Here is a 25,964-nt window from a genome sequence, read left to right as displayed (position 1 = left end):
TAGTTTCCGTTCAGTAACAACGGTAGGGTGAGCTTCGAAATCGGGTACGGCAGAGAGGGAAGCACATGGCGGGTCGACTCGCGGTCATCGGCTCCGGGTTGATGGGTTCCGGCATCGCGCAGGTCTCGGCGCAGGCCGGTTGGCAGGTCACCATGCGGGACGTCGATGACGCCGCGACCAACCGGGGCATGACGGCTATCCGGGATTCCCTGGAGCGTTTCGTCAAGAAGGACAGGATCACCCGGGAGGACGCGGAAGCCGCCCTCGCCCGGATCACCCCCACCACCGAGCTGGACGCGGCCGCCGAGGCCGACGTCGTGGTCGAGGCGATCTACGAGAAGGTCGAGGCCAAGCACGAGGTCTTCCGCGCTCTCGACAAGATCTGCAAGGCCGGCGCGGTGCTCGGCACCAACACCTCGGCCATCCCGATCACCCAGATCGCCACGGTCACCGCGCGGCCCGAGTCGGTGGTCGGCATCCACTTCTTCTCGCCGGTCCCGATGATGAAGCTGGTCGAACTGGTCCGGGGCTACCAGACGTCGGACGAGACCCTCGCGGCCGCCCGCAACTTCGCCGAGGAGGTCGGCAAGACCTGCGTCGAGGTCAAGCGCGACGTGGCCGGCTTCGTCTCCAACCGGCTCTTCTCGGCCCTGCTCGTCGAGGCCATCCAGCTGGTGGAGTCGGGCGTGGTCTCGGCCGCCGACCTCGACACGGTGATGAAGCTCGGCTTCGGGCACGCCATGGGTCCGCTGGCCACGGTCGACCTGACCGGCCTCGACGTGATGCTGAACGCGGCCGGCAACATCTACCGCGACACCGCCGACGAGAAGTTCTTCCCGCCGGAGCTGCTCCAGCGCATGGTGCAGGCCGGTGACCTGGGCCGCAAGACCGGCAAGGGCTTCTACAGCTACTAACGCTCTGCCTGGCGCTTACTGGGTGCGCGGCCGGATGATCGGCCGCGGACTCAGGCCGGGCTGGCCGGGCGGCGCCGCCTCGAGCCAGGAGAGAAAGCCGGTGACGGTGGACTCGGCCATCGCGATCTCGATCTGGCCGGCCTCACCGTTGGAACATCGCAGGACGATCCACTGCGCGGGCATCGTGAGACGCTCGGGGCCCTCGGGCCGGCGTTGCTCCTCGACCACCAGAACCTCGCGGTCGAGCACCCGTTTAGGCCGGAACGCGAGGCTGAACATGCGGTGGAAGCGCAGCTCGTCACCGACGAACTGGCCGATGCCGGTGGACCAGCCACGGCCCGGCATCATCGTGCTGACCCGCACCTGCAACTTGATGGTTCCACCCCCGGCCAGGAGCCGGGAGCGGAAGAAGATCACGAAGAGTAGTACGAGCAGCGCAACGATGCAGATCCCGAGAACCTCGAGAATCCGCATCGCCGGGAGTCAGTGAGACTCGGGAGTAGCGGGGGTGGCCGACTCGGCGAGGACGGTCACGCCGTCCGCGTCGATGGAGAGGAAGCCGCCGCTCACGTCGTAGGTCAACTGCTCGCCACCGGCGAGCTTGACCCGCACCTGAGAGGGCTCCTTGAGCAGGCCGAGCAGCGGCGAGTGGCCGGGCAGCACGCCGATCTCACCCTCGGTGGTCCGCGCGACGAGCATTTCGGCCTCGCCGGACCAGATGCGCTCCTCGACGGCTACGACCTTGACGGGCAGCTGGTTGGCCACGCTGTCTCCCTGTTGAGCCGGTAATACCGAATGGGTGAAGTCTAGACGGCGACCCTGTTCACCGTGGTAGCGGGTGGCGACTGCCACACGTCAACCGTTCTTGTTGATGTATTCCGGGTGGCTGAACAGGAAGTTGGGCAACCGGTCCTCGGTGACCGCCTTGAAGAACTCGGCGGCGCTCGGGTCGAGGGCCTCACCCTGGTATTTCCCGCTCTCGTTGAGCGCCCCGCCCGGCAGCTTGATCAGGGTCATGTTCTGGGACCGGATGTTCTTCATCGCGAAGCCCCAGTCGACCACGTTGTGGCCGTTGCCGTCGAAGATCAGCGCATCCCCGGCCGCCTTGAGCACCTTGTCGAGTTTGGCAGGGTTGGTGATGACGTCCTTGCTCAGCGCCTGCCCGGCCATCGCTTTGATGAACTGCTGCTGGTGCCGCTGCCGGTCGTAGTCGCTCTTCGGCAGGCCGTAACGCTGCCGGACGTAGTCGAGCGCCTGCCAGCCCTGCAGGTGGTAGGTGCCGACCTTGTACTCGGCCTGAGGGCCGTAATAGGGGTGGTCGCAGTTGTTGGCCGCGCACCGGGACAGCCGCGGGCGCGGTTTCCCGTTCGGCTGCAGGTGCTCTGATTTCACGTTCTGGTCGATCGTCATGGTGACGCCGTCCATCGCGTCCACGATCTTCTTGAAGCCACCGAAGTTGAGGATCGCACCGGCGTCGAACCGGTCGATGCCGGTGAGCTGCTGGACCGTCTGGGCGAGCAGGTCGAAGCCCTGCACCGGGTCGTGCTTGCCGTTGCCGACCGCGCTGCCGTAACCCATCGCCGCGTTGATCTTCGACCGGCCGCCGCGGAACCCGGTCTTGGCGAATGACGGGATGTCGACCACCAGGTCGCGGGGCACCGAAAAGATATACGCCTGGTCCATCGAGGCGGGCACGTGCACCACGATGATCGAGTCGGAGAGCGGGGTCTGCGTGTCGGTGCGCGGGTCGATGCCGACCAGCAGGATGTTCTGCGCGCCCTTGATGTCGGAGACCTTCTCCTGCGCGCCGGCCGCCGAGTCGCCGAACAGGTCGTCGGTCTTGACCGCCCCGGCATAGCGCGCGAGGACGATCTGACCGGTGACGAGGGCGCCTCCGCTGGCCACCATGAGCACGCAGCCGAAGATCGCACAGAGCCGGGCCCACATCGGAGCGCGGCGTTTGCCGTCTTTCTTCGACACTCTCAACTCCCCATAGCGGCTGCACAGCGCACGGACAGCGTACCCACGCGATGAAAGGCCTAACGGTGCGCGAACAGCTCCGGAAACGCGTGAGCCGCGCCCACCCGCAGGTGGACGCGGCTCACGTGCCGCTGGAAGCGGTCAGTCCTTCATCAACTCGTGTGCGTTCTTCTCGAGGTCCTCGAGGCCGCCGCACATGAAGAAGGCCTGCTCGGGGAAGTTGTCGTACTCCCCCTCGCTGATCTTCTTGAACGCCTCGATGGTCTCCTTCAGCGGGACCGTCGAGCCGGGGACGCCGGTGAACTGCTCGGCCGCGTACGTGTTCTGCGAGAGGAAACGCTCGATGCGGCGAGCCCGCTGCACCGTGACCTTGTCCTCTTCGGAGAGCTCGTCCATACCGAGGATGGCGATGATGTCCTGCAGGTCCTTGTACTTCTGCAGGATTCGCTGCACCTCACGGGCGACCGCGTAGTGCTCGGCGCCGACGAACTCCGGCGCCAGGATCCGCGAGCTGGAGGCCAGCGGGTCCACGGCGGGGTAGATGCCCTTGTCGGAGATCGACCGCTCGAGGTTCGTGGTCGCGTCCAGGTGGGCGAACGTGGTGGCCGGCGCCGGGTCGGTGTAGTCGTCGGCGGGCACGTAGATCGCCTGAAGCGAGGTGATCGCCTTGCCCTTGACCGAGGTGATGCGCTCCTGGAGCTCGCCCATCTCGTCGGCCAGCGTGGGCTGGTAACCCACGGCGGACGGCATCCGGCCGAGCAGGGTGGACACCTCGGAACCGGCCTGGGTGAACCGGAAGATGTTGTCGATGAAGAGCAGCACCTCCTGGTTCTGGACGTCCCGGAAGTACTCCGCCATGGTCAGCGCGGAGAGGGCGACCCGCAGGCGGGTGCCCGGCGGCTCGTCCATCTGGCCGAAGACGAGGGCGGTCTTGTCGAGAACGCCCCCCTCCTCCATCTCCAGGATGAGGTCGTTGCCCTCACGGGTGCGCTCGCCGACGCCGGCGAACACCGAGGTGCCGCCGAAGTTACGGGCAACGCGGATGATCATCTCCTGGATGAGCACCGTCTTGCCCACGCCGGCACCGCCGAACAGGCCGATCTTGCCACCACGCACGTACGGCGCGAGCAGGTCGAGCACCTTGATGCCGGTCTCCAGCATCTCGGTCTTCGGCTCGAGGTCGGCGAACGCCGGCGGCTTGCGGTGGATCGACCAGCGCTCCTGGATGTCCAGGGTCGCCGGGTCGGCGTTGAGCACGTCGCCGAGGGCGTTGAACACGTGGCCCTTGGTCACGTCGCCGACCGGCACCGAGATCGGCGCGCCGGTGTCGGTGACCTCGGCGCCCCGGACCAGGCCGTCGGTCGGCTGCATCGAGATGCCGCGGATCACGTTGTCACCCAGGTGCTGGGCGACCTCCAGGGTCAGCGTCTTGGTGCCCTCGGAGAGGGTCACGTCGACGTGCAGCGCGTTGTAGATGTCGGGCATGGCGTCACGGGGGAACTCGGCGTCGACGACCGGGCCGATGACCCGGACGACACGGCCGACGCCGGTCTCCGTCTTGGTGGGCTCAGCAACAGCAGTCATCACACATCACTTCCTGCCGCGGCCAGCGCGTTGGCGCCGCCGACGATCTCACTGATTTCCTGGGTGATCGCAGCCTGCCGCGCGGAGTTCATCTCGCGCGTGTACCGCTTGAGCAGGTCGTCCGCGTTGTCCGACGCGCTCTTCATCGCCCGCCGCCGGGAGGCCGACTCGCTGGCCGCCGAGTCCAGCAACGCCGCGTAGATCCGCGTGTTGAGGTACTTCGGCAGCAGCGCGTCGAGCAGCTCGTCGGCGTCCGGCTCGAACTCGTACGCCGGGCGCAGACCCCGCTCGACCTCGCGCTCCTCGACCACCATCGGGGCCAGGAAGCGCGCATGAGCGTTCTGGGTCATGAGCGACTTGAACTGGGTGCTGACGATGTGCAGCTCGTCCACGCCCTGGATGCCGTCCGGGCCGTAGTGCGAGTCGGTGTCGTCGGCACCGGCGAGGAAGGCCTCCAGCAGGGCGTCACCGATCTTCTTCGCGTCCGCGAACGACGGACGCTCGGAGAACCCGGTCCAGCTGGTCTCGACCGGCCGGTTACGGAATCGGTAGTAGCCGAGGCCCTTGCGACCGACCACGTAGAGCACCGCGTCCTTGCCGTCCGCCTTGAGCCGCTGGATCAGCTGCTCGGCGGTGCGGATGGCGTTGGCGTTGTAGGCGCCGGCCAGGCCGCGGTCGCTGGTGATCAGCAGGACGCCCGCGCGCCGGACCCGCTCACGCGGGACCAGCAGCGGGTTGTCGATCGACGCGTTCGACGCCAGCGCGGTCAGGACCTCGGTGATCGCTTCCGCGTACGGCTTGGAGGCGGCCACCCGCTCCTGGGCCTTGGCGATGCGGCTGGTCGCAACCAGCTCCTGCGCCTTGGCGATCTTCTTGGTCGACCGGACGGTGCGGATGCGCCGCCGGAGAACCTGTACCTGACCGGCCATGACTAACTCTCGTCCGAGGCCGGGACCTCGCGGGTCACGGTCTCACGGGACTCGGTGCCCTCGATCAGCGCCTCGGCCTCGGTCTCGTTGAGCCGGATGCCGGTGTCGCCGTGCTTGAAGAGCTCCTTGAACTCGTCCAGGCCGGACTTGAGGCTCTCGATGTTGTCGTCGGTGAGGTTGTTCGTCGACTCGATCGAGGTGTAGACGTCCTTGCGGTGCCGCTTGATCCACGGAAGCATCTCGGCCTCGAAGCGACGCACGTCGCCGACCGCGATGTCGTCGAGCTGGCCGGTGGTGCCGGCCCAGATGACGATGGTCTCGTCGGTCACCGAGTAAGGAGAGTATTGCGGCTGCTTGAGTAGCTCGACCAGGCGCACGCCCTTGTCCAGCTGGGCCCGCGACGCCTTGTCCAGGTCGGAGGCGAAGGCCGAGAACGCCTCCAGCTCACGGAACTGGGCCAGGTCGAGGCGAAGGCGGCCGGAGACGCTCTTCATGCCCTTGACCTGCGCCGAACCGCCGACCCGGGACACCGAGGTGCCGACGTTGATCGCCGGGCGGACACCCGAGGCGAACAGGTCGGACTCCAGGAAGATCTGGCCGTCGGTGATCGAGATGACGTTGGTCGGGATGTAGGCCGAGATGTCGTTGGCCTTGGTCTCGATGATCGGCAGACCGGTCATCGAACCGCCACCCAGCTCGTTGGAGAGCTTGGCGCAACGCTCGAGCAGACGCGAGTGCAAGTAGAAGACGTCGCCCGGGTAGGCCTCGCGGCCCGGCGGGCGGCGCAGCAGCAGCGACACCGCGCGGTAGGCCTCGGCCTGCTTGGTCAGGTCGTCGAAGACGATCAGGACGTGCTTGCCCGCGTACATCCAGTGCTGGCCGATGGCCGAGCCGGTGTACGGCGCGATGTACTTGAAGCCGGCCGGGTCCGAGGCGGGAGCGGCGACGATGGTGGTGTACTCCATCGCGCCCTGGTCCTCCAGGGTGCCCTTGATCGAGGCGATGGTCGTCGCCTTCTGGCCGATCGCCACGTAGATGCAGCGAACCTGCTTCTCCGGGTCACCGGAGGCCCAGTTGGCCTTCTGGTTGATGATCGTGTCGATCGCGACCGTGGTCTTGCCGGTCTTGCGGTCGCCGATGATCAGCTGGCGCTGGCCACGGCCGATCGGCGTCATGGCGTCGATCGCCTTGATGCCGGTCTGCAGCGGCTGCTTCACCGGCTGGCGGTTCATCACGTTGGGAGCCTGGAGCTCGAGCTCGCGGAAGCCCTCGTTGGCGATCTCGCCACGGTCGTCGATCGGCCGGCCCAGCGGGTCGACCACGCGACCGAGGAACGCGTCACCGACCGGCACCGAGAGAACGCGGCCGGTCCGCTTGACCTGGCCACCCTCTTCGATACCGGTGAAGTCACCGAGAACCACGGCGCCGATCTCGCGGACGTCCAGGTTCAGGGCGACACCCAGCGTGCCGCCCTCGAATTCGAGCAGTTCGTTCGCCATCGTCGAGGGCAGGCCCTCGACGTGCGCGATGCCGTCGCCCGCATCGGAGACGATGCCGACCTCCTCGCGGGAGACCTCGGGCGAATAGGACGAGACGTAGCGCTCTAGCGCCCCCCGGATCTCGTCCGAGGAGATGGTCAGCTCGGCCATCCTCTGCCTTCTCTGTCTAGCTCGGGACGTCGCCGTCACCGAGGGGCCTACTCGATTCCGCGTCAACGCCGGACCGAGGGGAAAAATCTATTTCGCGAACTCCTGCTTGGCCGCGTTCAGCCGGCGCAGGATCGTTCCGTCGTAGAGGTCGGAGCCGACCTTGACGCTGACCCCGCCGATGATCGAGGGGTCCACATCGACCTTCAGCGAGACCGGCCGCCCGTAGATTTCGGCCAGCTTTGCGGCCAGCGCCTGCTCATCGGCATCGCCGATCGGACGGGCCACCGTCACGTAGGCGACCTCGCGGTCGCGTTTCGCGGCGGTCAGCTCGACCAACCTGGTCAGCGAAGCCTCGAAGCCGCGGCCCCCGAACCCATCGATAGCAACCTCGACGAGCCGCACCGTCGCCGGCTGGGCCTTGCCCTTCAGCAAGTCCTCCACGAGCTTAACCCGTCGATCGGTCGGCGCACCTGGGTCACTCAGCGTGACGGCCAGCTCGGCGTTACCGGAGACGATCTGTCCGAAGCGGAACAGCTCGTCCTCGACGTTCTCGAGGCTGCCGGCCTTCTCCGCGGAACGGAGAACGACCTCGATGCCGAGACGCTCGGTGGCGTTCAGGATCTCGGACGGCCGGGAGAAGCGCCCGGAGGCCAGGGTGGTCAGGGTGATGACCGTGGCCTCGGCCAGTTTGCCGGTCAGCAGCGAGCGAAGCAGCCCGCTCCGGTCGGCGGCGGGCCGCGACGGGTCGGTCAGCGCCCGGCGCAGCCGGGGCTGGGCCCGCAGCAGGCCGGCCACCGAGAGGATCTCGTCGGCGACCGTGGCCAGCTGCGCGGCCGTAGCCGTGCCGGTCTCGGACTCGAGCTTCGCCACGGCCTCGTTGTAGGCCTGCTGACTGACGCTCGACGCCATCAGCGCCGCCCGCCGGTCGTGCCGGCCGAGTCGAGGTCGGCGATGAACCGCTCGACGGTGCCGCGGCTGCGCGCCTCGTCGGCAAGGGACTCCCCGACGATCTTGCTAGCCAGGTCGACCGCCAGCGTGCCGACCTCGGACCGCAGGTCACGCACGATGGACTCGCGCTGCGTGGCGAGCTGCTCGTTGCCGGCCGCGATGATGCGGTCGGACTCCTCGCGCGCCTTGGCCAGGACGTCCTGACGGATGCCCTCGGCGTCGGCCCGAGCCTCGTCGCGGATGCGAGCGGCCTCGGTGCGAGCCTCGGCCAGCTGCGCCTTGTACTGCTCGAGCAGCTTGTTCGCCTCGGCCTGAGCGTCCTCGGCGCGCTTGATGCCGCCCTCGATCGCGTCAACCCGAGCCGCGAACGTCTTCTCCATCTGCGGGAAGACGAACTTCATCAGCACGAAGCAGAGGATCCCGAAAGCGATGAGTCCGAGAACGATCTCCTGCCAGAGCGGGACGATCGGGTTGTGCTCGACCTCAGCGGCTTCGGCGAGAACCGTCACGGTGGAAGTGATGATCATGAGACCTCCCAACGAGGCTGGCGGGCCGGCTTACTTGTAGACGAAGCCGAACGCGATACCGAGCAGCGCGAGCGCCTCGATAACCGCGAAGCCGATCCAGACGTACGGCAGGGTCAGGCGCGACGACTCCGGCTGGCGGGCCGTCGACTGGATGTAGGCCGAGAAGACCAGGCCAACACCGATGCCGGGGCCGATAGCAGCAAGGCCGTAGCCGATGGCGGAGAGACTGCCGTTGACGGCGGCGATGTCCATTGAAATTCCTCCTGGTATCTCGCGTGGCGATCACGCGGGACGACAAAACAGGTTGTTGCGAAAACTTCAGTGCCCGTCGGCGAGTGCGCCCTGGACGTAGCTCGCGGTGAGCACCGTGAAGACGTAGGCCTGGAGAGCGATCACCAGGAACTCGAGGAACGTCAGCGCGATGGTCAGCACCCACGAGACGAGCGAGAACGGAACGAACCAGGCGTTGGCGCTGACCATCGCGAATCCGCCGAGCGTGAACACCAGCAGCAGAACGTGGCCGGCGAACATGTTGGCGAAGAGACGAACGGCGAGCGAGAACGGCCGGATCAGGAAGTTCGACATGAACTCGATCGGCACCAGCAGCGGCAGGATGTACCACGGCGCCGGCGGAATGAGGGCGGTCTTCATGTACTTCGCGAAACCGTGGTGCCGGATCCCGACGAAGATGAACATGATGTAGCTGATTGCCGCGAGAACCGCCGGGAAGGCGATGTGCGAGTTCGGCGAGATCTGCGCGATGGGGATGATTCCCCACAGGTTGTTCAGGAAAATGAAGCAGAACAACGTCGTCAGATAAGGCGCGAAGGCGACGCCTCGCGGGCCGATCATGTCGACCGAGATGTTGTTGCGGACGAAGCCGTAGATGCTCTCTGCGAGCCACTGCTTCTTGGTCGGCACGAGCTGCGGCTTCCGGTACGCCGTCAGGAAGAAGACGATCAGGATCGCGACCGTTAGCCAAACCAGGAAGGTGACCTTGGTGAACCAGTAATTGTTGTGCTCGGCCCACGGCAGGATGCTGGGCAGGTAGAAGTCCTCGACGCTCGGCGGGAACGGAACATCCGCTGCGAGGACGATCGACTGCTCGGTCACCGTAGCCCTTTCCTGTCAGGCGCCCAGACGGCGCACGATGAGGTAGATACCGGCGGCGGTACCGACAACCGCACCGATTCCGGCGAAGATGCCCGAGGTCCCGACCCAGTGGTCAACCAGCCAACCGATCCCACCCCACACCAACATGCCCGTGATGAGGTACGAAAGAGCCGTCATGCCCATTCCCATGTCTGGGGTGGGCGGACCGTCTTTCTCGGGGGGTTTCTTGGGGGGTTCCTGACCGGCCATGACGGCCCGAACGATATCAGGGGGAAACATGAGGCTAAGCGGCACCCCCCGCACAACCGAGGTTGTCCAGGCGTCAGGGGTCTCGCAACTGGAACGCCACGGTACTCCCCCCTTGCCATAACCGGACACGCCACCTGCGTTAACGTCACCTTTTAGTGGTCACGGAACCACGAATTGGACGTTTGCCGAGGTGAAACCGGGTGCGATAGATCACTTAGGGGGACGGATCTTGGTGAACCACCACACCTGGACGCCGGTCCAGACGATCACCCCGGCCACGATGCCCAGGCCCAGCGCTTTGTTTCCGGACCAATCGGTGGAAACACCGTAAGCCAGCACGACGCCGAGCACGGTGTACTTCAGCACGTATGTAAACAGGGCGAGCGGCATGATCAGGGCCGGCCGCACGGTGTCCGCCCATGCGATGACCAGCGTGGACATCGAATAGCTGATCGTCACGATCAAAACGCCGAGCCCGGCGCCGAGCGCGGGGCCCGAGCCACCGGCGAAGTAGCCGGCCGACGCGGCGCAGAGCATCAGCGCGAACGAGACCGCGGTGAGGAACGGCAGATGCGCCACACGCCAGCGGGGATCGGCCGGCGGTGGCGCGAGTTCGGTGTTCGTCAAGCCATCACTTCCTGTCGGGCGTACGCCGGGAAGCGCTGGACCAGCTCCAGCACCTCGTCGGCCACGTCGGCGAGCCGGCCCGCACCGGCCGCCGTCTCGGGGTCGCTGCGCACCGCGGCGCCGATCAGCTCGGCCACCCGCCGCATCTCAGCCTCCCGCATGCCCTGCGTGGTCGCACAGGGGGATCCGACCCTGATTCCGGAGGCGATCGCCGGCCGCTGCGGGTCGAACGGGATGGCGTTCTTGTTCAGTGTGATGCGTGCCAGGTCGCAGCGCGCCTCGGCCTCCCGCCCAGTGACACCGAGCTCCCGCAGATCGGCCAGGACCAGGTGGGTGTCGGTGCCGCCGGAGACCGGCCGCATCCCGGCGCGGGCCAGCCCGGCGGACAGTTCCCGGGCGTTCGCGACGACCTGCCGGGCGTACGCCTGGAAAGCCGGACCGGACGCCTCGCGCAACGCGACCGCCTTGGCCGCGATGGCGTGCATCATCGGCCCGCCCTGGCTGAACGGGAAGACCGCCTTGTCGACGCGCTGGGCCAGCTCGTCACGGCACAGGATCATGCCGCCGCGTGGCCCGCGCAGCACCTTGTGCGTGGTGCAGGTGACCACGTCGGCGTAGGGCACCGGTGACGGCACCGCCTTGCCGGCCACCAGCCCGATGAAGTGCGCGGCGTCGACCAGGAGGTAGGCGCCCACCTCGTCGGCGATCTCCCGGAACGTGGCGAAGTCGATGGCCCGCGAGTACGCGGTGGCGCCGCAGATGATCAGTTTGGGCCGGTGGGCGAGGGCGAGGTCGCGCACCTCGTCGTAGTCGATCTCCTCGGTGGTGGGCGAGACCCGGTAGCCGATCGGATGGAACCACTTCCCGGAGAAGTTGACCCGACTGCCGTGGGTGAGGTGCCCGCCGTGCGGCAGCTCCATGGCCAGCACGGTGTCGCCCGGCTCGGCCAGCGCCGCGAACGCCGCCAGGTTGGCCGAGGCCCCGGAGTGCGGCTGCACGTTGGCGTGCTCCGCGCCGAAGAGGCTGCGGGCCCGCTCGACGGCGAGCTCCTCGGCCCGGTCCACCTGGGCGCAACCGCCGTAGTAGCGATGGCCGGGGTAGCCCTCGGCGTATTTGTCGTTGAGCGTCGAGCCCAGCGCGGCGAGCACGGCCGGCGAGGTGAAGTTCTCGCTGGCGATCAGTTGCAGCCCCCCGCGCTGGCGGTCCAGCTCGTCGAGGAGGACATGGGCGATCTCCGGATCATCGCTCTCGAGCCGCGCGAAATCCGGTCCCCAGAAGGTGTCCACGTGCCCTCCTCCCCCGACAAAGGCTGTGGCAGCGTCGCCAGAATCGAGCATATGGCGTAAAGCACTCCGGTAGCGGGCACACTTCGGTTATGCGCTGCTTGGTGACCGGTGCGACCGGCTATATCGGCGGCCGGCTCGCCCCTCGACTGCTCAACGAGGGCCACGCGGTTCGCTGCCTTTCGCGCTCCGCGGCCCGGCTCCGGGACGCCCCGTGGGCCGACCGGGTCGAGATCGCGGAGGGCGACCTGACCTCCTACGAATCGCTGCGCGGCGCCCTGGACGACGTCGACGTGGCCTACTTCCTGGTCCACTCGCTGGGGCGGCGCGACTTCGAGGAGCTCGACCGGCGGGCGGCGGAGAACTTCGCGACCGCCTGCCGCGAGGCCGGTGTCCGCCGGATCGTCTACCTGGGCGGCCCCGAGCCACCGCCGGGCGAGCAGGCGTCGGCGCACCTGCGGTCCCGCACCAAGGTGGCGAAGATCCTGCTCGGCAGCGGGGTGCCGACCATCGTGCTGCGCGCCCCGGTGATCATCGGGTCCGGCTCGGCGTCCTTCGAGATGCTCCGCTACCTCACCGAACGGCTGCCGGCCATGGTGACCCCGCGCTGGGTCAGCAACCGGATCCAGCCGATCGCGGTGCGCGACGTCATGCGCTACCTGATCGCGGCCGCGACCATGCCGGCCGAGCTGAACCGCGCCTTCGACATCGGCGGCGCGGACGTGCTCACCTACGCCGACATGATGGCGCGCTACGCGCAGGTGGCCGGCCTGCGCCGCCGGATCATCATGCCGACCCGGGTGCTGAGCCCGTGGCTGTCGGCGTTCTGGGTCGGGCTGGTCACGCCGGTGCCGAACGGGATCGCCCGGCCGCTGGTCGCCAGCCTGGTGCACGAGGCGGTGGCCAACGAGAACGACATCGCGGCGTACGCGCCGGAGATCGAACCGCTCGGGTTCGAGCAATCCGTCCAGTTCGCCCTCGGCAAGGTACGCAACGCCGACGTGGAGACCCGCTGGTCGAACGCGGCCGGGCGGGACTCGGCCGCCGAACCGCTGCCGAGCGATCCGGACTGGTCCGGCGGCAGTGTCTACGTCGACGAGCGCTGCCAGGAGGTGAAGGCGCCGGTCGAGTCGCTGTGGCGGGTCATCGAGGGCGTCGGCGGCGAGAACGGGTGGTACTCGTTCCCGCTCGCCTGGTCGGTGCGCGGCTGGCTCGACAAGATCGTCGGCGGGGTCGGGCTGCGCCGCGGCCGCCGCGACCGGCAACGACTGCGAGTCGGCGAGGCGCTGGACTGGTGGCGGGTCGAGGAGATCGTGCCGGGGAAGCTGCTGCGGCTGCGGGCCGAGATGCGGGTGCCGGGGCGGGCGTGGCTGGAGATGACGGCGACCGAGGACGGCGACGGCCGGAGCGTCTACCGGCAGCGGGCGGTCTTCCTGCCGCGCGGGCTGGCCGGGCATGCGTACTGGGCGTCGGTGCTGCCGTTCCACGGGATCGTCTTCAAGGGGATGGCCCGCAACATCGGCCTGGGCGCGGAGACGGCTACTTAGCCGCGGCCCGGCCCAGCCGGTCGCGCACGGCCAGCCAGTCCTCGGTCCGCGGCGGTTCCTGCACCAGGATCGTGGTGACGCCCGAGTCGTCCAGACGGTGCAGCGCGGCGTAGAGGTCGGCGGCGTACTCCCGGGGATCGGCCGAGAGGATCTCGTCGCCGGGGAATCCTTCGTAGCTCAGCACGCCCACCGAGCCGTCCGCCGCGACGTCGTGCACGTCCTCGGCCAGGATCAGCGTGGCCCGCGGGGCGTAGTGCCGCTTGCTCATCCCGGGCGACGGCCGGGCGGCGCCGTCGGCCGTTTCCGCGTCGGGCAGGGCGATCGCGCCGGTCACGTCGCGCAGCGCGCGCAGCGCCAGGGCACCCGGCCGCAGCAGCGTCGGCACGTCGGTGGTCAGGTCGAGCACGGTCGACTCGATGCCCCACGAGCTCGGGCCGCCGTCGAGGACCAGCGGCACGTCGGGCAGGCTGCGGATCACGTGCTCGGCGGTGGTCGGCGAGATGCTCTCGGAGCGGTTGGCGCTCGGCGCGGCCAGTGGCAGGCCGGCCGCTTCCAGCAGGCGCAGCGCCACCGGGTGGGCCGGGATCCGGATCGCGATGGTGTCGTTGTCGGCGCCCACCCCGGTGAGGTGCGCGGCCCGCCGCACGACCAGGGTCAGCGGCCCCGGCCAGAACGCCTCGGCCAATTTGTCGGCGTTTCCCGGCCAGCAATCGGACAAATCCCTCGCAGCGGAAACCGTTGGCACGTGCACGATCAGCGGATTCCAGGACGGCCGGTTCTTCAGCCGGTAGATCTCGCCGACGGCCTGGTGGGAAAACGCGTCCGCGCCCAGGCCGTAGACCGTCTCGGTGGGGAACGCGACCACCGATTCGGCCCGGAGCAGCGCGACCGCCTCGGCGATTCCGGCGGCGTCGGGTTGGACGATCACGGAAGCAGCAGGTTGGCGAACGGGACCGTGGTGTCCTCGATCTCGTCGCCGATGCGCTGGAACGTCTGATCGCCGCGACCCCACGGGTCGTCGAGGTCGTCGCCCGGCTGCGGGCTCTCGCTGCCGCGCAGGGTGTGGACCGCGGCGACGATGGCCGCGCCACGGTCGTGCACCGAGTCGGGTTTCGGTTCGACCGCGGGCAGCATGCTCGCGTCGACGCCGGCCAGCAGCCGGCCGAACTCGCCCATCACGAACGTGCGGTCCGCCGCCTCGGGGCGCAACGCCACCACGTAGTCGTATTGATCGGCGGTGGCCGTGAAGATCAGGTCGGCCTCGTCGATGAAGTCGCCGCGCAGCTTGCGGGCCTCGAAGCCGGTGGTCGAACCGCCGCGCGCACGCACCTGGCGGGCCGCCGGCGGGTTCATCTCCTCGCCCTCGTGCCAGCCGCCGGTGCCCGCGCTCACGCTGCGCACCAACTGGTCGCCGACCTCGCCGGCCCGATCGCGCACGGCCCGGGCCAGCAGCCGCTCGGCCATCGGCGAACGACAGATGTTGCCCATGCAGACGTGCAGAACGGTGAAGGGCGCCACCTCAGGCCCCTCTGCCAGCACCAGCGCCGGTCGGCGCGGAAGACCCGGGATCGTCGGAAGCCAGGAGCTCGGGGACCACGTCGCGCAGCTTCTCGAACGGGATCGCGCCGGCCCGCAGGACCCGGGGCACGTCGCCGCTCACGTCGACGATCGTGCTCGGCGCCGGATCGTGCGCCGGACCGGCCTCCAGGTAGACCCGCACCGAATACTCGAGCTGGTCGCGGGCCTCCTCGGCGGTCGTCGGGGCGGACTGACCGACCTTGTTGGCCGTGGTCACCGCCATCGGGCCGACCTCGCGCAGCACCTCGAGCGCGACCGGATGCAGCGGCATGCGCACCGCGATCCGGCCGCCGGTGTCGCCGAGGTCCCACTGCAGGCTCGGTGAATGCTCCACGTAGAGGGTGAGCGCGCCGGGCCAGAACGCGTCGGCCAGCTCGCGGGCCGCCCGGGGCAGCGAATAGACCAGGCCGTCGAGCGTGTGCCGGGAACCGACCAGCACCGGCGGGGGCACCTGGTTGGTGACGCTGCGGGCGTGGTGCAGCGCGGTGATCGCGTGCGGGGTGAACGCGTCCGCGCCGATGCCGTACACCGTGTCGGTGGGCATCACCGCGAGCTCGCCGCTCTTGACCGCCTCGACGGCAGCGGCGATTCCGCGATCGCGGTCCGCGGTGGTACGGCAGTCGTAGAGCATCACACCGTGCAGTCTGCCACGTGTCGGCCCGTAGCGATCAGCGGCGGCGGGCGGTCGCGAAGCGGGGCCGTCCGGTCAGGTCGATCTGCGCGGTCACCTCGGTGAACCGGCCGTCCTCGAGCAGCAGCTGAGGCACAGCATCGCCGTGCACATCATCGTGCTCAATTCCGACATGTCCCCCGGATTTCAGCAGCCGACCGGCCAGCGCGATGACCGGACGGATCACCGACAGACCGTCGGCGCCGCCGAAAACCGCCTCGGCCGGATCGTGGTCGGCGACCTCGGGCGGCACCGGGGTGCCGTCGGGGACGTAGGGCGGGTTGCAGAGCAGCACGTCCACCCGGCCGTCCAGGAAAGTCAGCAGGTCCGCCGAGGTGACGTCTCCTTCGACGACCCGAACCAAAGGGAAGCCGGCCGCGTTGCGCCGCAGGAAGGACAACGCGACCGGGGACCGCTCCACGGCGTACACCTCGGCGGGTTTGCTCTCCTCGGCGATCGAGAGCGCAATGGCGCCGGTGCCGCTGCACAGGTCGACCACGACGGCGGCCGGCGGCGAGACGTCGATGCCCCAGCCGGCCAGCAGTTCAGTCTCCGGGCGCGGGATGAAGACGCCGTCGCCGACCGACAGTTCGAGGTGGCGGAACGCCGCCGTGCCGAGCAGATGCTGCAGCGGAATCCGCCGGGCGCGATCAGCCACCAACGCCTCGAAGCGGCGCAGCTCATCGGTGCGCATCGCGTCGGCCAGCAGCAGCCGGCCACGAGGGATCTCCAGCACGTGGGCGGCCAGCCACTCGGCATCGACCCGAGGCGATTCCACGCCGGCGCGCGCCAATTCGGCGGTCGCCCGGGCAAGTACGCCAGGTACCGGATGTCGGGAGGGGTGTTCGTTGTCCGAGTCCACGGCATAATCATCAAACGTCACGTGCGACGCCGACCGGCCGGGTCGGCGCATCGATACACGGGCACGCGGTGGGAGGCGCCCGGTGAGTTGGTTGGACCAGCTCCCTGAAAACGTCGTGGAGCTGAAGCGTGCCGGGCACCTGCAACAAAACGGGAGGTCAGCCGAGGCGCTGCCGATTCTCGACGAGGTGCTCGCCGTAGCGACCGACCCCACCACCCGGGCGTACGCGTTGGTCCAGCGCTTCGGAGCGCTGATCAACCTGGGCCGGATCGCCGAGCTGTCCACCTCGATGACGGCGGCCGCCAACGCGGTCCGCGAGATCCCCGACCCCTATCTGCGCGGCCAGATGCACGCGTTCGCCGCCCTCGGCGCACACCTGCAGAGCAATCTGGACCGTGGCGTCACCCATCTCGTGCAGGCCTCCCGGGCGCTGGCCGCGGTGCAGGACAACGACCGGGAAACCGCCTGGGGCTGGCACGACCTGGCGATGGCCTATTCCTATCTCGGCTTTCACGGCCACGCGCTGACCGCGATCGAGCAGGCCCGGCAGGTCGGCGCGGCGGTCGGCCTGGCGCCGGAGATCTTCGCGGCGCCCGGCATCCGGCTGCGCAACGCGGTCTCCCTCGATCATCAGGGCGACACCGACGGCTGCCTGCGCGTGCTGCGCGACATCGATGCCGAGCTGAGCCGCTACATCGCGATCGGCGCCGACCAGATGCGGCCGGGCAGCCGAGCCGCGTACGGCTATGCCCTGGCCCGCCGGGCCGCGCTCGGCGAGGAGACCGAGGCCAACGCGGCCCAGTGGCTCACCGCCAGCGGCGACAGCATCCGCAGCCGCGACCTCAGCCACCTCGGGCACGTCTGCCTCAGCATCGCGGCCGGCCGGCCGCAGCAGGCACTGGCCATGTTGGACGCGGTGCCGGTCGCCCCCGAGATCCTCGGCGCCGCCGAGCCGGCCCGGCTGCGCAGCATCTGTCACGCCGCGGCCGGCGACCACGCCGCCGCGCACGCCGCCGACCGATACGCCTTCCGCCTGGCCGCCCAGCGCATCGACCGCCTGCGGGACGGCTACCTCGACGGCGTCGCGGCCCGGCTGGACGCGCAGGAGACCGGCCGCGACGCCGACCGGTACGGCGACGAGACGCTCAACGACCCGCTCACCGGCCTGCCCAACCGCCGCCAGCTGGAGCGGTACGTGGGCGCCATGCTGGAACGCGGCGAGCGGGCCGCGATCGGCGTCTGCGACCTGATCGGCTTCACCGCGGTCAACGTGCGGCACGGCCGGCACTGCGGCGACCTCGTGCTGCAGCGGATCGCCGGCGTCCTCAACCGGGTGATGCGCCGCGGCGACTTCGTGGCCCGGTTCGCCGGCGACGAGTTCGTGGTGCTGCTGCCCGGGGCCGGCCCGGCGCAGGCGGCCGAGGTGTCCCGCCGGATCGCCGCGGCCACCAGCGCGGAAAACTGGCAGATCCTGGTTCCGGGCACTCCGATCGGCCTCGCGGCGGGCTGGTCCGAGGTGGGCGCCAACGGCCGCTCCCTCAGCGCGGCGCTGGCCGCGGCAGCCGCGAATCGCGCGCCCACGAGATGACCACGATCGAACTCGGTGAGATCGACTCGGCACCCGACCCGGGGCCGGCCACCGAGTTCAGCCGCCGTCTCGGCCGCCGCGGCACGATTGCGGCAACCGCCCTGGCCTGTCTGGTCGGCATCACCGGGTCGGCGCACGGCAGCGGCGCACCGGACATCCGTCCGCTGTGGAGCGTGCCGATCGCCGACAGCGACGGCACCACGCTCAGCGCCGACACCGCCTACCTGCAGCGGACCACCGCGGGCCGGTCACACCTCAGCGCGTACGACCTGCGCACCGGGAAGATGCGGTGGGAGACGACGATGGACGGCACACTCGGCTACACCCAGCTGGCCGACGCGGCCGGGCTGCTCCTGCTGCCCATCGACCCGACCGCGACCCCGACCGACGACATCCGCTACGCCCAGTTCAGCAAGGCCACCACCGCGCTCGACGCCCGGACCGGGGTGGCCCGGTGGACCGCCGCGGGCGAGCCGATGTTGGTCAGCGACCGCACGGCCCTGATGGTCGACTACGGCACCGACGGCGTCTACGTCCGGTTACGACTGATCACGCTCGACCCCGCCGCCCCGCGGGTGCTCTGGAGCGACGACACCCCCGGCGTCGACTCCGTCGCGTTCCAGACGACCGGCACGCGGGCCGACCGGATCATCACGGTGGCCCGGGACGGGTTCGTCCGGGTCACCCGGTTCGCCGACGGCGCGCTGCTGGCCGGCGCGCGCATCCCGTGGGACCCCGCCCCGGGAGACGGCGAGTTCAACGACATTGCGCCGGCCGGGGACCATCTGGTGGTGAACCGCGCCCGGGCGAACTCTTCCGAACTGAGCGTCTACCGGCTCGACACGCTGGCCGAGGTGTGGCGGGCCGGCACCACCGGCCGCGGGTTCGCGTTCCCCTGTGGGACCGGCATCTGCTTCGACGACGGCAACGGCGTGGCCGGTTACGACCCGGACACCGGCCGGAAGCGCTGGCAGCTCGACGGCGTCAGCAACGGCTGGTCGGCCGGCCCCGACCGCCTCGTGGCCCAGAAGGAAGGCAACATCCAGCAGCTGTACGACGCGGACACCGGGCAACCGGTCGGCGCGCCGAGCGAGGGCGAGACGGTGTGGACCATCGAGCCGGGTAGTGCCCTGGTCGTACTGCGGCCCACCCACGAGCCGCCGGACCACACCTCGATCACCCGGTGGGACCTGGCCACCGGCCGGCACGAGCTGCTCGGCGCGGTCAGCACCCTGTCGGTGAACCGCTGCCAGCTGGTGCCGCACTACCTCGGTTGCTACCAGGGACACGAGTTCGTGGTCACGGCGGTGGGCTGGTGACGATGATCGACCTGGGCGAGGTCACCGAAGACACCGCCCCGCCGCCGATGCCGGTCAATCTTCCCCGGCTGCGACGCGTGGTGCTCGCCGCGCTCGCCGTCGTCGGTGTGCTCGCCCTGGCCGGCTCGGCCGGCGCCACCCCGGCCGGGGTCCGCCAGCTCTGGTCGACGCCGTTACGCCCGGGCGAGGCCTGGTCGCTGTCCGCCGACACCGTCTACATGACACGGCTCGGCAACAAGGTCTCGGCGTACAACCTGACCACCGGCGAGCTGCGGTGGAGCGTTCCGGCCGGAGCCGACGTCGGTGACCGGGGCGCCTCGGCCGCCGGCAACATCCTGCTCGTACCGGCCGACCTGGACGCGGTCACCGAGCAGAACCCGGACGGCGGCCAGAACTTCTACGAGTCGGTCGGCACCACGATCGCCCTGGACACGGCGACCGGTGCGGAGCGATGGCGGACAAACGGCGAGGTGTACGCCTACGCCGACCCCGGCGTCGCACTGGTCGCCGAGGACGACACGCCGGGCAGCACGAGCCGGCTGCGGCTGGTCCGGCTCGCCGACGGCGCCGAGATCTGGAACCACCCGACGCCGGGCGTGGCCTCGTGGACCGCGATCCAGGACGGCGACCGGCTCACCTCGGTCGCCACGGTCACGAAGGGCGGCCTGCTCAGCGTCTACGACGACGCGACCGGGGCACTACGGCACACCGCCCAGCTGCCGCGCGTGGGTGCCGGAAAGCCATCCGACACGCTGATCGCGGCCGGCGACTATCTGACGGTCATACGCGACCAGGTGATCGACACGACGACCACCGTCTACCGCGCCGACGATCTCCAGCCGCTGTGGCGGACGCCCGAGCATGCCGGCTACGTCACCACGTGCGGCGACCTGCTGTGCAGCATCGGCCCGCTCGGCATCACCGGCCATGATCCGCGGACCGGGACGGAGAAGTGGCAGATGCCGGACGGGGCCGATCTCTGGATGATCGGCCACGACCGGATGCTGGTCAGCAGCGGCGCGCTGGAAGGTGAGAGCTCGATGGCCGACCCGGCCACCGGCGCCAAGATCGGCGGGCCGTTCACCGGACGGATGGCGTACCCCCTGGACCGGGGTCTCGTGCCGATGTACCTGCGCCCGGCCCTCGAACCGCGGGACCGCTACGCGGTGGTCCGGGTCGACCCGGACCACGGCAGCCAGCGCACGGTCGGCACCGTTCCGATCGTCACGATCGACGACTTCTGCATGACCACGGGCGATTACCTGGCCTGCGCGCGGGCGGGCAGCGCGCTGGACATCACGGTCGTCGACTGATCTCCGTGTCGCCGGCCAGCCGCGCCTGCCGGTCCGCCTCGCCGAGCGCGTCCAGCACGCCGTCGAGCTCGCCGCCGAGCACCAGATCGAGGTTGTACGCGGTGTAGCCGATCCGGTGGTCGGTGATCCGGTTCTGCGGGAAGTTGTACGTCCGCACCCGCTCCGAGCGGTCCACCGTACGCACCTGAGCCTTGCGTGAGTCGGAGGCCACCGCGTTCGCCGCCTCCTGGGCCTGCACCAGCAGCCGGGACCGCAGGATGCGCATCGCCGACTCCTTGTTCTGCAGCTGACTCTTCTCGTTCTGGCAGCTCACCACCGTGCCGGTGGGCAGGTGGGTGATCCGTACGGCGGAGTCGGTGGTGTTGACCGACTGGCCACCCGGGCCGGACGAACGGAACACGTCGATGCGCAGGTCGTTCGGCTCGATCTGCACCTCGACCTCCTCGGCCTCGGGCAGCACCAGCACGCCCGCCGCCGAGGTGTGGATGCGGCCCTGCGACTCGGTGACCGGGACGCGCTGCACCCGGTGCACGCCGCCCTCCCACTTGAGCCGGGACCAGACGCCGTGGCCACCCTCGGGCACGCCCTTGGTCTTGACCGCCACCGAGATGTCCTTGACGCCGCCGAGGTCCGACTCCTGCGAATCGATCACCTCGACCACCCAGCCGTGCCGCTCGGCATAGCGGGTGTACATGCGCAGCAGGTCGGCCGCGAACAGCGCCGACTCCTGGCCGCCCTCGCCCGCCTTGATCTCGACGATCACGTCCTTGGCGTCGCTCGGGTCACGCGGGATCAGCATCTCGCCGAGCTTCTCCTCCAGCGGAGGCAGTGCGGCGGCGACCGCCTCCACCTCGCCGGAGAACGCCGAGTCCTCGGCCGCGAGTTCCTTGGCCGCGACCAGGTCGGCGCGGGCCGCCTCCAGCTCGGCGTTGGCCGCGAAGATCGGGGCGAGTTCCGCGAAACGCCGCCCGACCCGGCGCACCAGGGCCTGGTCGGCGTGGATGGAGGGGTCCTCCATCTGCCTCTCCAGTGCCGCGTACTCCTCGAGAAGCGAGCTCAGCCGGTCGTTACTCACGTTTCGCACCCCCTTTAGTGGCAAACACGAACGACGCCCGCCCCCGCCGAAGCGGGTGCGGGCGTCGTTGAAGCAGTTACTTCTTCTTGGCCGCGTTCACCTTCGCGTACTTGGCCTGGAACTTCGCGACCCGGCCCGCGGTGTCCAGCACGCGCTGCTTGCCGGTGTAGAACGGGTGGCAGGCGCTGCAGGTCTCGACGCGGATCTCGTCGCCCTTGGCGGTGCTGCGGGTCGTGAAGGTGCTGCCGCAGGAGCAGATGACCTCGGTGGCCGTGTACTCCGGGTGGATGCCAGTCTTCATTTTTCTCGGTCCCTCTCTCAATGTGGTCGCCGGGTCGCTGTCAGCACCGCGCCGCCCCGCCAGGACGGTGGGCTCGGGCGTGAACCGGAACCTTGGCCGATTGACCAGTCTGCCATGCCGGGTTCTCGGACGAGAAATCGGCGCGACTTTCGTGGTGCGCTGTCGATAACGTGAGCAGCCCTCGCGGCATTCCCACTGGAAGGAAAGGCACCATGACGCTGCTCGCCGACGTCCTCGATTCGGTCGAATTGACCACCGCGGTCGAAACCGGATTTGTCCGGCTACAGCGCCACCCGAGTGCACCCTTGGTGATCTACAACTACACCGAGGCCTGCCAGTACGCCGGCGCCTGGAACCCGGTGACGCTCGCCTGCCGCGGCCTGATCGTGGATGGCGCGGGCCGCGTGGTCGCGCGTCCGTTTCGTAAGTTTTTTAACCATAATGAGGCACATGCGCCGGAAATAACCGGAAAAGTTCGGGTGACCGACAAGTCGGACGGCTCGCTGGGAATCGTCTACCACGACGGCCGCCGCTTCGCCGTGGCTACTCGCGGCTCGTTCGCCTCGGACCAGGCGATCCACGCCACCGAGCTGCTCAATGAGCGTTATGCCGAATTCGTCCCGCCGGACGGCCTCACCGTGCTGGTCGAGATCATCTATCCGGCCAACCGGATCGTGGTCGACTACGCCGGACTGGACGACCTCGTGCTGCTCGGCGCGGTCGACATCGCCACCGGCCGCAGCTACGGCCCGGAAGCGGTGCCGAACTGGCCCGGCCCGGTGGTCGAGACGTTCGACTACCCGACCTTCGCCGACGCGCTCGCCGCTCCCCCGCGCGACGGCCGGGAAGGATTGGTCGTCCACTACACCGACGCCGACCAGCGCGTGAAGATCAAGTACGCCGAGTACGTCCGGCTGCACCGCCTGGTCACCGGACTCACCGCGCGCACGGTCTGGGACATCATGGTGCACGGCGGCGACCTGGACGTGCTGCTCGAGCCGCTCCCGGAGGAGTTCGAGCCGTGGATCCGGGGCGTCGCGGCCGAGCTGACCGCCACGGTCGAGGCGCAGGTCGTCGCGATCGAGGCCGCCTATGCCACGATCCTGGCGGAGCTGCCGGACGGCTGGACTCGCAAGGAGTTCGCGGCCGCGGCGGTGCGCAACGAGCACCGGGGCGCGCTGTTCCTGCGACTCGACGACAAGGACTACCGACCGGTCCTCTGGCAGAACGCACGCCCGGAGGGTGACCGGACACCGCAGGGGACCAAGGTGACCGAGGAATGACGAGACTGCTGATCACCCGGGGGCTGCCGGCCTCGGGCAAGACCACCTTTGCCCGCAAGCTGCAGCCCCGGGTGGTCCGGGTCAACCGGGACGACCTGCGGCGGATGCTGCACGGCGACCGGCTCTACACGCAGTGGGCCGAGGCGCAGGTGACGCATGCGCAGCGGGCCGCGGTCGAGGCGCTGCTGCGGGCGCACGCCGACGTGATCGTCGATGACACCAACCTGCGGTCCAAGACCGTGCGCGAGTGGGCCGAGCTGGCCGCCCGGCACGGCGCGACGTTCGAGGTGCACGACTTCACCGACGTGCCGCTGGAGGAGTGCCTGCGCCGCGACGCCGACCGGCCGGAGACCGAGCGGGTCGGCGAGGCCGGCATCCGCCGGATGCACGAGCGCTATCTGGCCGGCAAGAATCTGCCGCTGCCGGTGCCGTTCGTCGAGCCGGGCGGTCCGGGTCTGGTCTACAACCCCGATCCGGCGCTTCCCGAGGCGGTCCTCGTCGACATCGACGGCACCGTGGCGCTGATGGCCGGCCGCAGCCCGTACGACTGGGGCCGGGTCGGTTCGGACGCGCCCAACCAGGCGGTGATCTCGGCGGTGCGGGCCATGCACGCGGCCGGTTACGCGATCGTCTTCTGCTCCGGGCGCGACGAGGTGTGCCGCGCCGAGACCGAGGCCTGGCTGGAGTTGTACGTCAGCGTGCCGTACGAGGCGCTGTTCATGCGCCCGGCCGGCGACAGCCGCAAGGACGCGATCGTGAAGCGCGAGATCTTCGATCGCGAGATCCGCGATCGGTGGCGGGTCGCAGGGGTTTTCGACGACCGGCAACAGGTGGTACGCATGTGGCGGGCGCTCGGGCTCACCGTGTTCCAGGTTGCGGAGGGAGACTTCTGACCTTGAAGTACCCACGCACCTTCCACCTGCCCGATTCGCCGGGAGCGACCGCCGACGACAAGGTGCAGCACGATCTGTCCTGGTTGGACGGTGAGCTGGTGGTGACGGAGAAACTCGACGGCGGCAACCTGACGTTCACGCGCGACTCGATGTTCGCTCGTTCGCCGGATTCCGGCACCCACCCGTGGGACCGGCCGGCGAAGGCGTTGTGGGCGATGACCGCGTACCGCATCCCGGACGACTGGCGGGTGTGCGGCGAGTCGATGTGGGCGCGACGCAGCATCGCCTACTCCGATCTGCCCGGCGTGTTCATCGTCTTCGGCATCTGGGACGAGACGGACACGCTGCTGGGCTGGGACGACACGGTCGATTGGGCACGCCGGCTGGAGCTGCCGGTGGTTCCGGTGCTCTACCGCGGCGGCAGCCTCTCCGAGGCGCGCGCCGCCTGGGCGACGCAGCGCACCGAGGAGAGCTCCGAGGGGTATGTGGTGCGCGCGGCCGGCCGGATCGCCGCGGCCGAGTTCTCCCATCGGCTGCTCAAGTGGGTCCGCGCCGAACATGTCCGCACCGACGCCGCGTGGCGCCATCGCGACGATTTCGCCGTGAACGAGTTCGCCTGATGTCCCGGGCCCGCTATGGCGTCGACGCCCCACCCGCCCTGTTCGGGCTGGTGTCCGGGGCGGTGCTGCTGATTCCGGGCACGATCCTGACCGCCGTGAACGCCGGTTGGTGGGCGCTCTGGCCGGCCGCGGTGTTCGTCTACCTCGCCGGCAGCGCCGCGCTCTACCTGCACACCACGAAGCGGGGCAAGTTCGCGGTGTGGGCGGAGATCCTCGACGATCTCGGCCTGCGCGGCGACGAGCGGGTGCTCGATCTGGGCTGCGGCCGCGGCGCGGTGCTGATCGCGGTGGCGAAGCGCCTGCCGCAGGGCCATGTCACCGGCGCCGACCTGTGGCGCTCGGTCGACCAGTCGGGCAACGCGCCCGAGGTGACGACGGCGAACGCGGCCGCCGAGGGGGTCGCCGGGCGGGTCTCGCTCGACACCGCCGACATGACCGCGCTCCCCTACCCCGACGACTCCTTCGACCTGGTCGTGGCCAGCATGGCGATCCACAACATCCACCCGGCGCGCGGGCGGCGGACCGCGCTCGACGAGGCGTTGCGGGTGCTGCGCCCCGGCGGTCGTCTGGTGATCGCCGACATCAGCGCCGCGAAGTCCTATCAGGCCCATCTGACCGAACGCGGCCTGGCGCCGGCGATCCGGTCGCTGGGGTGGCGGATGTGGTGGGGCGGCCCGTGGCTGCCGACCCTGCTGGTGACCGCGGTCAAGACGTAGCGGCCAGCTCCTCGCGGCTGCGCAGGATGCAGAACTCGTTGCCCTCCGGGTCGGCGAGCATGACCCAGCCGGTGCCGTCCGGATTGCGCAGGTCGTCGATGGGCTTGGCGCCGAGCTCGACGAGCCGGGCCAGTTCGTCGTCCCGGCTGCCCTCGACCGGGCGCAGGTCGAAGTGGATCCGGTTCTTCCCCTGCTTGACGTCCGGCACCTCGATGAAAAGCACCGTGTGCGACCCGTCCGGGCTGGTGATCGGGCATTCCTCGTGGCCGGGGAGGTTGGGGTCGGCCGGGTTCTCGGCGTAGCCGAGCACCTTCTCCCACCACTTGGACAGCGCGTAAGCGTCCGTGCAATCCACCGTCGTGTGCGAGATGAACGAAGTCATGCCCGCATGATCCC

Annotated in this window: 29 protein-coding genes; 9 read left to right on the top strand and 20 right to left on the bottom strand. The window is 69.4% G+C overall.

The features are described 5' to 3' along the window. The first annotated feature begins 65 nt into the window (after positions 1-65). Complete coding sequence (locus tag AB0E90_RS32005; protein ID WP_360414267.1) at positions 66-914, top strand: 3-hydroxyacyl-CoA dehydrogenase family protein; 849 nt, start codon at positions 66-68, stop codon at positions 912-914. 15 nt (positions 915-929) lie between these two features. Here the strand turns inward: AB0E90_RS32005 and AB0E90_RS32000 are convergent, their stop codons facing one another. From AB0E90_RS32000 to glyA, 13 genes are all read right to left on the bottom strand, one after another. Then, complete coding sequence (locus AB0E90_RS32000; RefSeq protein ID WP_360414264.1) at positions 930-1,388, bottom strand: DUF2550 domain-containing protein; 459 nt, start codon at positions 1,386-1,388, stop codon at positions 930-932. 9 nt (positions 1,389-1,397) lie between these two features. Beyond that, entirely contained in the window at positions 1,398-1,679 is a 282-nt protein-coding gene (locus AB0E90_RS31995; protein WP_184955250.1) for a F0F1 ATP synthase subunit epsilon, read from the bottom strand. A gap of 90 nt (positions 1,680-1,769) precedes the next feature. Further along, positions 1,770-2,861, bottom strand: a complete 1,092-nt coding sequence (locus tag AB0E90_RS31990; RefSeq protein WP_360414694.1) for an LCP family protein — start codon at positions 2,859-2,861, stop codon at positions 1,770-1,772. A gap of 174 nt (positions 2,862-3,035) precedes the next feature. Then, on the bottom strand, positions 3,036-4,481 hold the full coding sequence (atpD, locus tag AB0E90_RS31985; protein WP_360414261.1) for a F0F1 ATP synthase subunit beta: 1,446 nt from the start codon (positions 4,479-4,481) through the stop codon (positions 3,036-3,038). Further along, positions 4,478-5,407, bottom strand: coding sequence for a F0F1 ATP synthase subunit gamma (locus AB0E90_RS31980; protein WP_360414258.1), 930 nt, complete (start codon positions 5,405-5,407; stop codon positions 4,478-4,480). Before AB0E90_RS31980 ends, atpD begins: the two co-directional genes overlap by 4 nt. Before the next feature lie 2 nt (positions 5,408-5,409). Continuing rightward, positions 5,410-7,056: a F0F1 ATP synthase subunit alpha gene (atpA, locus tag AB0E90_RS31975; RefSeq protein WP_360414255.1), complete on the bottom strand. Its 1,647-nt coding sequence runs from the start codon at positions 7,054-7,056 to the stop codon at positions 5,410-5,412. An 87-nt stretch (positions 7,057-7,143) separates the two neighbouring features. Next, positions 7,144-7,965 (bottom strand): F0F1 ATP synthase subunit delta, encoded by an 822-nt coding sequence (locus AB0E90_RS31970; protein ID WP_360414252.1) that lies wholly within the window; start codon positions 7,963-7,965, stop codon positions 7,144-7,146. Further along, complete coding sequence (locus AB0E90_RS31965) at positions 7,965-8,531, bottom strand: F0F1 ATP synthase subunit B (protein ID WP_360414249.1); 567 nt, start codon at positions 8,529-8,531, stop codon at positions 7,965-7,967. The genes AB0E90_RS31970 and AB0E90_RS31965 overlap by 1 nt, the downstream gene beginning before the upstream one ends. A gap of 30 nt (positions 8,532-8,561) precedes the next feature. Beyond that, positions 8,562-8,783 carry a F0F1 ATP synthase subunit C gene (locus AB0E90_RS31960; protein WP_360414246.1) on the bottom strand — a complete coding sequence of 74 codons (222 nt, stop codon included), beginning with the start codon at positions 8,781-8,783 and terminating at the stop codon, positions 8,562-8,564. A gap of 66 nt (positions 8,784-8,849) precedes the next feature. Further along, positions 8,850-9,644, bottom strand: coding sequence for a F0F1 ATP synthase subunit A (gene atpB / locus AB0E90_RS31955; protein WP_360414243.1), 795 nt, complete (start codon positions 9,642-9,644; stop codon positions 8,850-8,852). Between the two features lie 15 nt (positions 9,645-9,659). Continuing rightward, complete coding sequence (locus AB0E90_RS31950) at positions 9,660-9,893, bottom strand: AtpZ/AtpI family protein (protein ID WP_360414240.1); 234 nt, start codon at positions 9,891-9,893, stop codon at positions 9,660-9,662. A 210-nt stretch (positions 9,894-10,103) separates the two neighbouring features. Beyond that, positions 10,104-10,520, bottom strand: coding sequence for a hypothetical protein (locus AB0E90_RS31945; RefSeq protein WP_360414237.1), 417 nt, complete (start codon positions 10,518-10,520; stop codon positions 10,104-10,106). After that, complete coding sequence (gene glyA, locus AB0E90_RS31940; RefSeq protein WP_360414234.1) at positions 10,517-11,806, bottom strand: serine hydroxymethyltransferase; 1,290 nt, start codon at positions 11,804-11,806, stop codon at positions 10,517-10,519. The genes AB0E90_RS31945 and glyA overlap by 4 nt, the downstream gene beginning before the upstream one ends. An 89-nt stretch (positions 11,807-11,895) precedes the next feature. Between glyA and AB0E90_RS31935 the strand changes: the two genes are divergently transcribed. Then, positions 11,896-13,350, top strand: coding sequence for an SDR family oxidoreductase (locus AB0E90_RS31935; protein WP_360414231.1), 1,455 nt, complete (start codon positions 11,896-11,898; stop codon positions 13,348-13,350). Here the strand turns inward: AB0E90_RS31935 and AB0E90_RS31930 are convergent. Genes AB0E90_RS31930 through prmC form a run of 4 tightly spaced genes read right to left on the bottom strand, consistent with a single transcriptional unit; the run spans position 13,343 to position 16,460 of the window. Continuing rightward, positions 13,343-14,278 (bottom strand): L-threonylcarbamoyladenylate synthase, encoded by a 936-nt coding sequence (locus tag AB0E90_RS31930; protein WP_360414228.1) that lies wholly within the window; start codon positions 14,276-14,278, stop codon positions 13,343-13,345. The genes AB0E90_RS31935 and AB0E90_RS31930 overlap by 8 nt on opposite strands. Next, positions 14,275-14,868: a phosphotyrosine protein phosphatase gene (locus AB0E90_RS31925; RefSeq protein WP_360414225.1), complete on the bottom strand. Its 594-nt coding sequence runs from the start codon at positions 14,866-14,868 to the stop codon at positions 14,275-14,277. The genes AB0E90_RS31930 and AB0E90_RS31925 overlap by 4 nt, the downstream gene beginning before the upstream one ends. A gap of 1 nt (position 14,869) precedes the next feature. Further along, positions 14,870-15,559, bottom strand: coding sequence for an L-threonylcarbamoyladenylate synthase (locus tag AB0E90_RS31920; protein WP_360414692.1), 690 nt, complete (start codon positions 15,557-15,559; stop codon positions 14,870-14,872). A 37-nt stretch (positions 15,560-15,596) separates the two neighbouring features. Continuing rightward, positions 15,597-16,460 (bottom strand): peptide chain release factor N(5)-glutamine methyltransferase, encoded by an 864-nt coding sequence (gene prmC, locus AB0E90_RS31915; RefSeq protein WP_360414222.1) that lies wholly within the window; start codon positions 16,458-16,460, stop codon positions 15,597-15,599. 82 nt (positions 16,461-16,542) lie between these two features. Here prmC and AB0E90_RS31910 point away from each other — a divergent pair, with 82 nt between their 5' ends. Genes AB0E90_RS31910 through AB0E90_RS31900 form a run of 3 tightly spaced genes read left to right on the top strand, consistent with a single transcriptional unit; the run spans position 16,543 to position 20,680 of the window. Beyond that, on the top strand, positions 16,543-18,048 hold the full coding sequence (locus tag AB0E90_RS31910; protein WP_360414219.1) for a GGDEF domain-containing protein: 1,506 nt from the start codon (positions 16,543-16,545) through the stop codon (positions 18,046-18,048). After that, positions 18,045-19,367, top strand: a complete 1,323-nt coding sequence (locus AB0E90_RS31905) for a PQQ-binding-like beta-propeller repeat protein (protein ID WP_360414216.1) — start codon at positions 18,045-18,047, stop codon at positions 19,365-19,367. Before AB0E90_RS31910 ends, AB0E90_RS31905 begins: the two co-directional genes overlap by 4 nt. Positions 19,368-19,369: 2 nt before the next feature. Further along, positions 19,370-20,680 (top strand): PQQ-binding-like beta-propeller repeat protein, encoded by a 1,311-nt coding sequence (locus tag AB0E90_RS31900; protein WP_360414690.1) that lies wholly within the window; start codon positions 19,370-19,372, stop codon positions 20,678-20,680. On the opposite strand, the gene prfA is transcribed toward AB0E90_RS31900, so the two are convergent. Together prfA and rpmE are read right to left on the bottom strand one after the other, a co-directional pair. Continuing rightward, positions 20,664-21,755, bottom strand: coding sequence for a peptide chain release factor 1 (gene prfA / locus AB0E90_RS31895; RefSeq protein ID WP_360414214.1), 1,092 nt, complete (start codon positions 21,753-21,755; stop codon positions 20,664-20,666). The two genes, AB0E90_RS31900 and prfA, sit on opposite strands and share 17 nt — an antisense overlap. Before the next feature lie 76 nt (positions 21,756-21,831). Further along, entirely contained in the window at positions 21,832-22,056 is a 225-nt protein-coding gene (gene rpmE / locus AB0E90_RS31890) for a 50S ribosomal protein L31 (RefSeq protein WP_203801071.1), read from the bottom strand. 212 nt (positions 22,057-22,268) lie between these two features. Here rpmE and AB0E90_RS31885 point away from each other — a divergent pair, with 212 nt between their 5' ends. Genes AB0E90_RS31885 through AB0E90_RS31870 form a run of 4 tightly spaced genes read left to right on the top strand, consistent with a single transcriptional unit; the run spans position 22,269 to position 25,568 of the window. Further along, positions 22,269-23,339, top strand: a complete 1,071-nt coding sequence (locus AB0E90_RS31885) for an RNA ligase (protein WP_360414210.1) — start codon at positions 22,269-22,271, stop codon at positions 23,337-23,339. Beyond that, positions 23,336-24,232 carry an AAA family ATPase gene (locus AB0E90_RS31880; protein WP_360414207.1) on the top strand — a complete coding sequence of 299 codons (897 nt, stop codon included), beginning with the start codon at positions 23,336-23,338 and terminating at the stop codon, positions 24,230-24,232. Before AB0E90_RS31885 ends, AB0E90_RS31880 begins: the two co-directional genes overlap by 4 nt. 2 nt (positions 24,233-24,234) lie before the next feature. Then, positions 24,235-24,852: an RNA ligase family protein gene (locus AB0E90_RS31875; protein ID WP_360414204.1), complete on the top strand. Its 618-nt coding sequence runs from the start codon at positions 24,235-24,237 to the stop codon at positions 24,850-24,852. Further along, complete coding sequence (locus AB0E90_RS31870; protein WP_360414201.1) at positions 24,852-25,568, top strand: class I SAM-dependent methyltransferase; 717 nt, start codon at positions 24,852-24,854, stop codon at positions 25,566-25,568. The genes AB0E90_RS31875 and AB0E90_RS31870 overlap by 1 nt, the downstream gene beginning before the upstream one ends. Here the strand turns inward: AB0E90_RS31870 and AB0E90_RS31865 are convergent. Then, positions 25,558-25,950, bottom strand: coding sequence for a VOC family protein (locus AB0E90_RS31865; RefSeq protein ID WP_360414198.1), 393 nt, complete (start codon positions 25,948-25,950; stop codon positions 25,558-25,560). The genes AB0E90_RS31870 and AB0E90_RS31865 overlap by 11 nt on opposite strands. Positions 25,951-25,964: the final 14 nt, after the last annotated feature.

It is taken from the genome of Actinoplanes sp. NPDC026619, assembly GCF_040638295.1.
Taxonomy (GTDB): Bacteria; Actinomycetota; Actinomycetes; order Mycobacteriales; family Micromonosporaceae; genus Actinoplanes.
The sequence above is the reverse complement of the archived record's forward strand: the minus strand, read 5'-3'. Positions and strand labels throughout refer to the sequence as shown.

What these genes read in the sequence shown, in the direction of transcription:
- AB0E90_RS31990 (WP_360414694.1), bottom strand. Translation starts at nt 2,861, where the DNA reads ATGTGGGCCCGGCTCTGTGCGATCTTCGGCTGCGTGCTCATGGTGGCC.
- AB0E90_RS31935 (WP_360414231.1), top strand. Translation starts at nt 11,896, where the DNA reads ATGCGCTGCTTGGTGACCGGTGCGACCGGCTATATCGGCGGCCGGCTC.
- AB0E90_RS31900 (WP_360414690.1), top strand. Translation starts at nt 19,370, where the DNA reads ATGATCGACCTGGGCGAGGTCACCGAAGACACCGCCCCGCCGCCGATG.
- AB0E90_RS32005 (WP_360414267.1), top strand. Translation starts at nt 66, where the DNA reads ATGGCGGGTCGACTCGCGGTCATCGGCTCCGGGTTGATGGGTTCCGGC.
- AB0E90_RS31885 (WP_360414210.1), top strand. Translation starts at nt 22,269, where the DNA reads ATGACGCTGCTCGCCGACGTCCTCGATTCGGTCGAATTGACCACCGCG.
- AB0E90_RS31905 (WP_360414216.1), top strand. Translation starts at nt 18,045, where the DNA reads ATGACCACGATCGAACTCGGTGAGATCGACTCGGCACCCGACCCGGGG.
- AB0E90_RS31880 (WP_360414207.1), top strand. Translation starts at nt 23,336, where the DNA reads ATGACGAGACTGCTGATCACCCGGGGGCTGCCGGCCTCGGGCAAGACC.
- AB0E90_RS31950 (WP_360414240.1), bottom strand. Translation starts at nt 9,893, where the DNA reads ATGGCCGGTCAGGAACCCCCCAAGAAACCCCCCGAGAAAGACGGTCCG.
- AB0E90_RS31870 (WP_360414201.1), top strand. Translation starts at nt 24,852, where the DNA reads ATGTCCCGGGCCCGCTATGGCGTCGACGCCCCACCCGCCCTGTTCGGG.
- AB0E90_RS31965 (WP_360414249.1), bottom strand. Translation starts at nt 8,531, where the DNA reads ATGATCATCACTTCCACCGTGACGGTTCTCGCCGAAGCCGCTGAGGTC.
- AB0E90_RS31920 (WP_360414692.1), bottom strand. Translation starts at nt 15,559, where the DNA reads ATGCTCTACGACTGCCGTACCACCGCGGACCGCGATCGCGGAATCGCC.
- AB0E90_RS31980 (WP_360414258.1), bottom strand. Translation starts at nt 5,407, where the DNA reads ATGGCCGGTCAGGTACAGGTTCTCCGGCGGCGCATCCGCACCGTCCGG.
- AB0E90_RS31865 (WP_360414198.1), bottom strand. Translation starts at nt 25,950, where the DNA reads ATGACTTCGTTCATCTCGCACACGACGGTGGATTGCACGGACGCTTAC.
- AB0E90_RS32000 (WP_360414264.1), bottom strand. Translation starts at nt 1,388, where the DNA reads ATGCGGATTCTCGAGGTTCTCGGGATCTGCATCGTTGCGCTGCTCGTA.
- AB0E90_RS31960 (WP_360414246.1), bottom strand. Translation starts at nt 8,783, where the DNA reads ATGGACATCGCCGCCGTCAACGGCAGTCTCTCCGCCATCGGCTACGGC.
- AB0E90_RS31970 (WP_360414252.1), bottom strand. Translation starts at nt 7,965, where the DNA reads ATGGCGTCGAGCGTCAGTCAGCAGGCCTACAACGAGGCCGTGGCGAAG.
- atpA (WP_360414255.1), bottom strand. Translation starts at nt 7,056, where the DNA reads ATGGCCGAGCTGACCATCTCCTCGGACGAGATCCGGGGGGCGCTAGAG.
- rpmE (WP_203801071.1), bottom strand. Translation starts at nt 22,056, where the DNA reads ATGAAGACTGGCATCCACCCGGAGTACACGGCCACCGAGGTCATCTGC.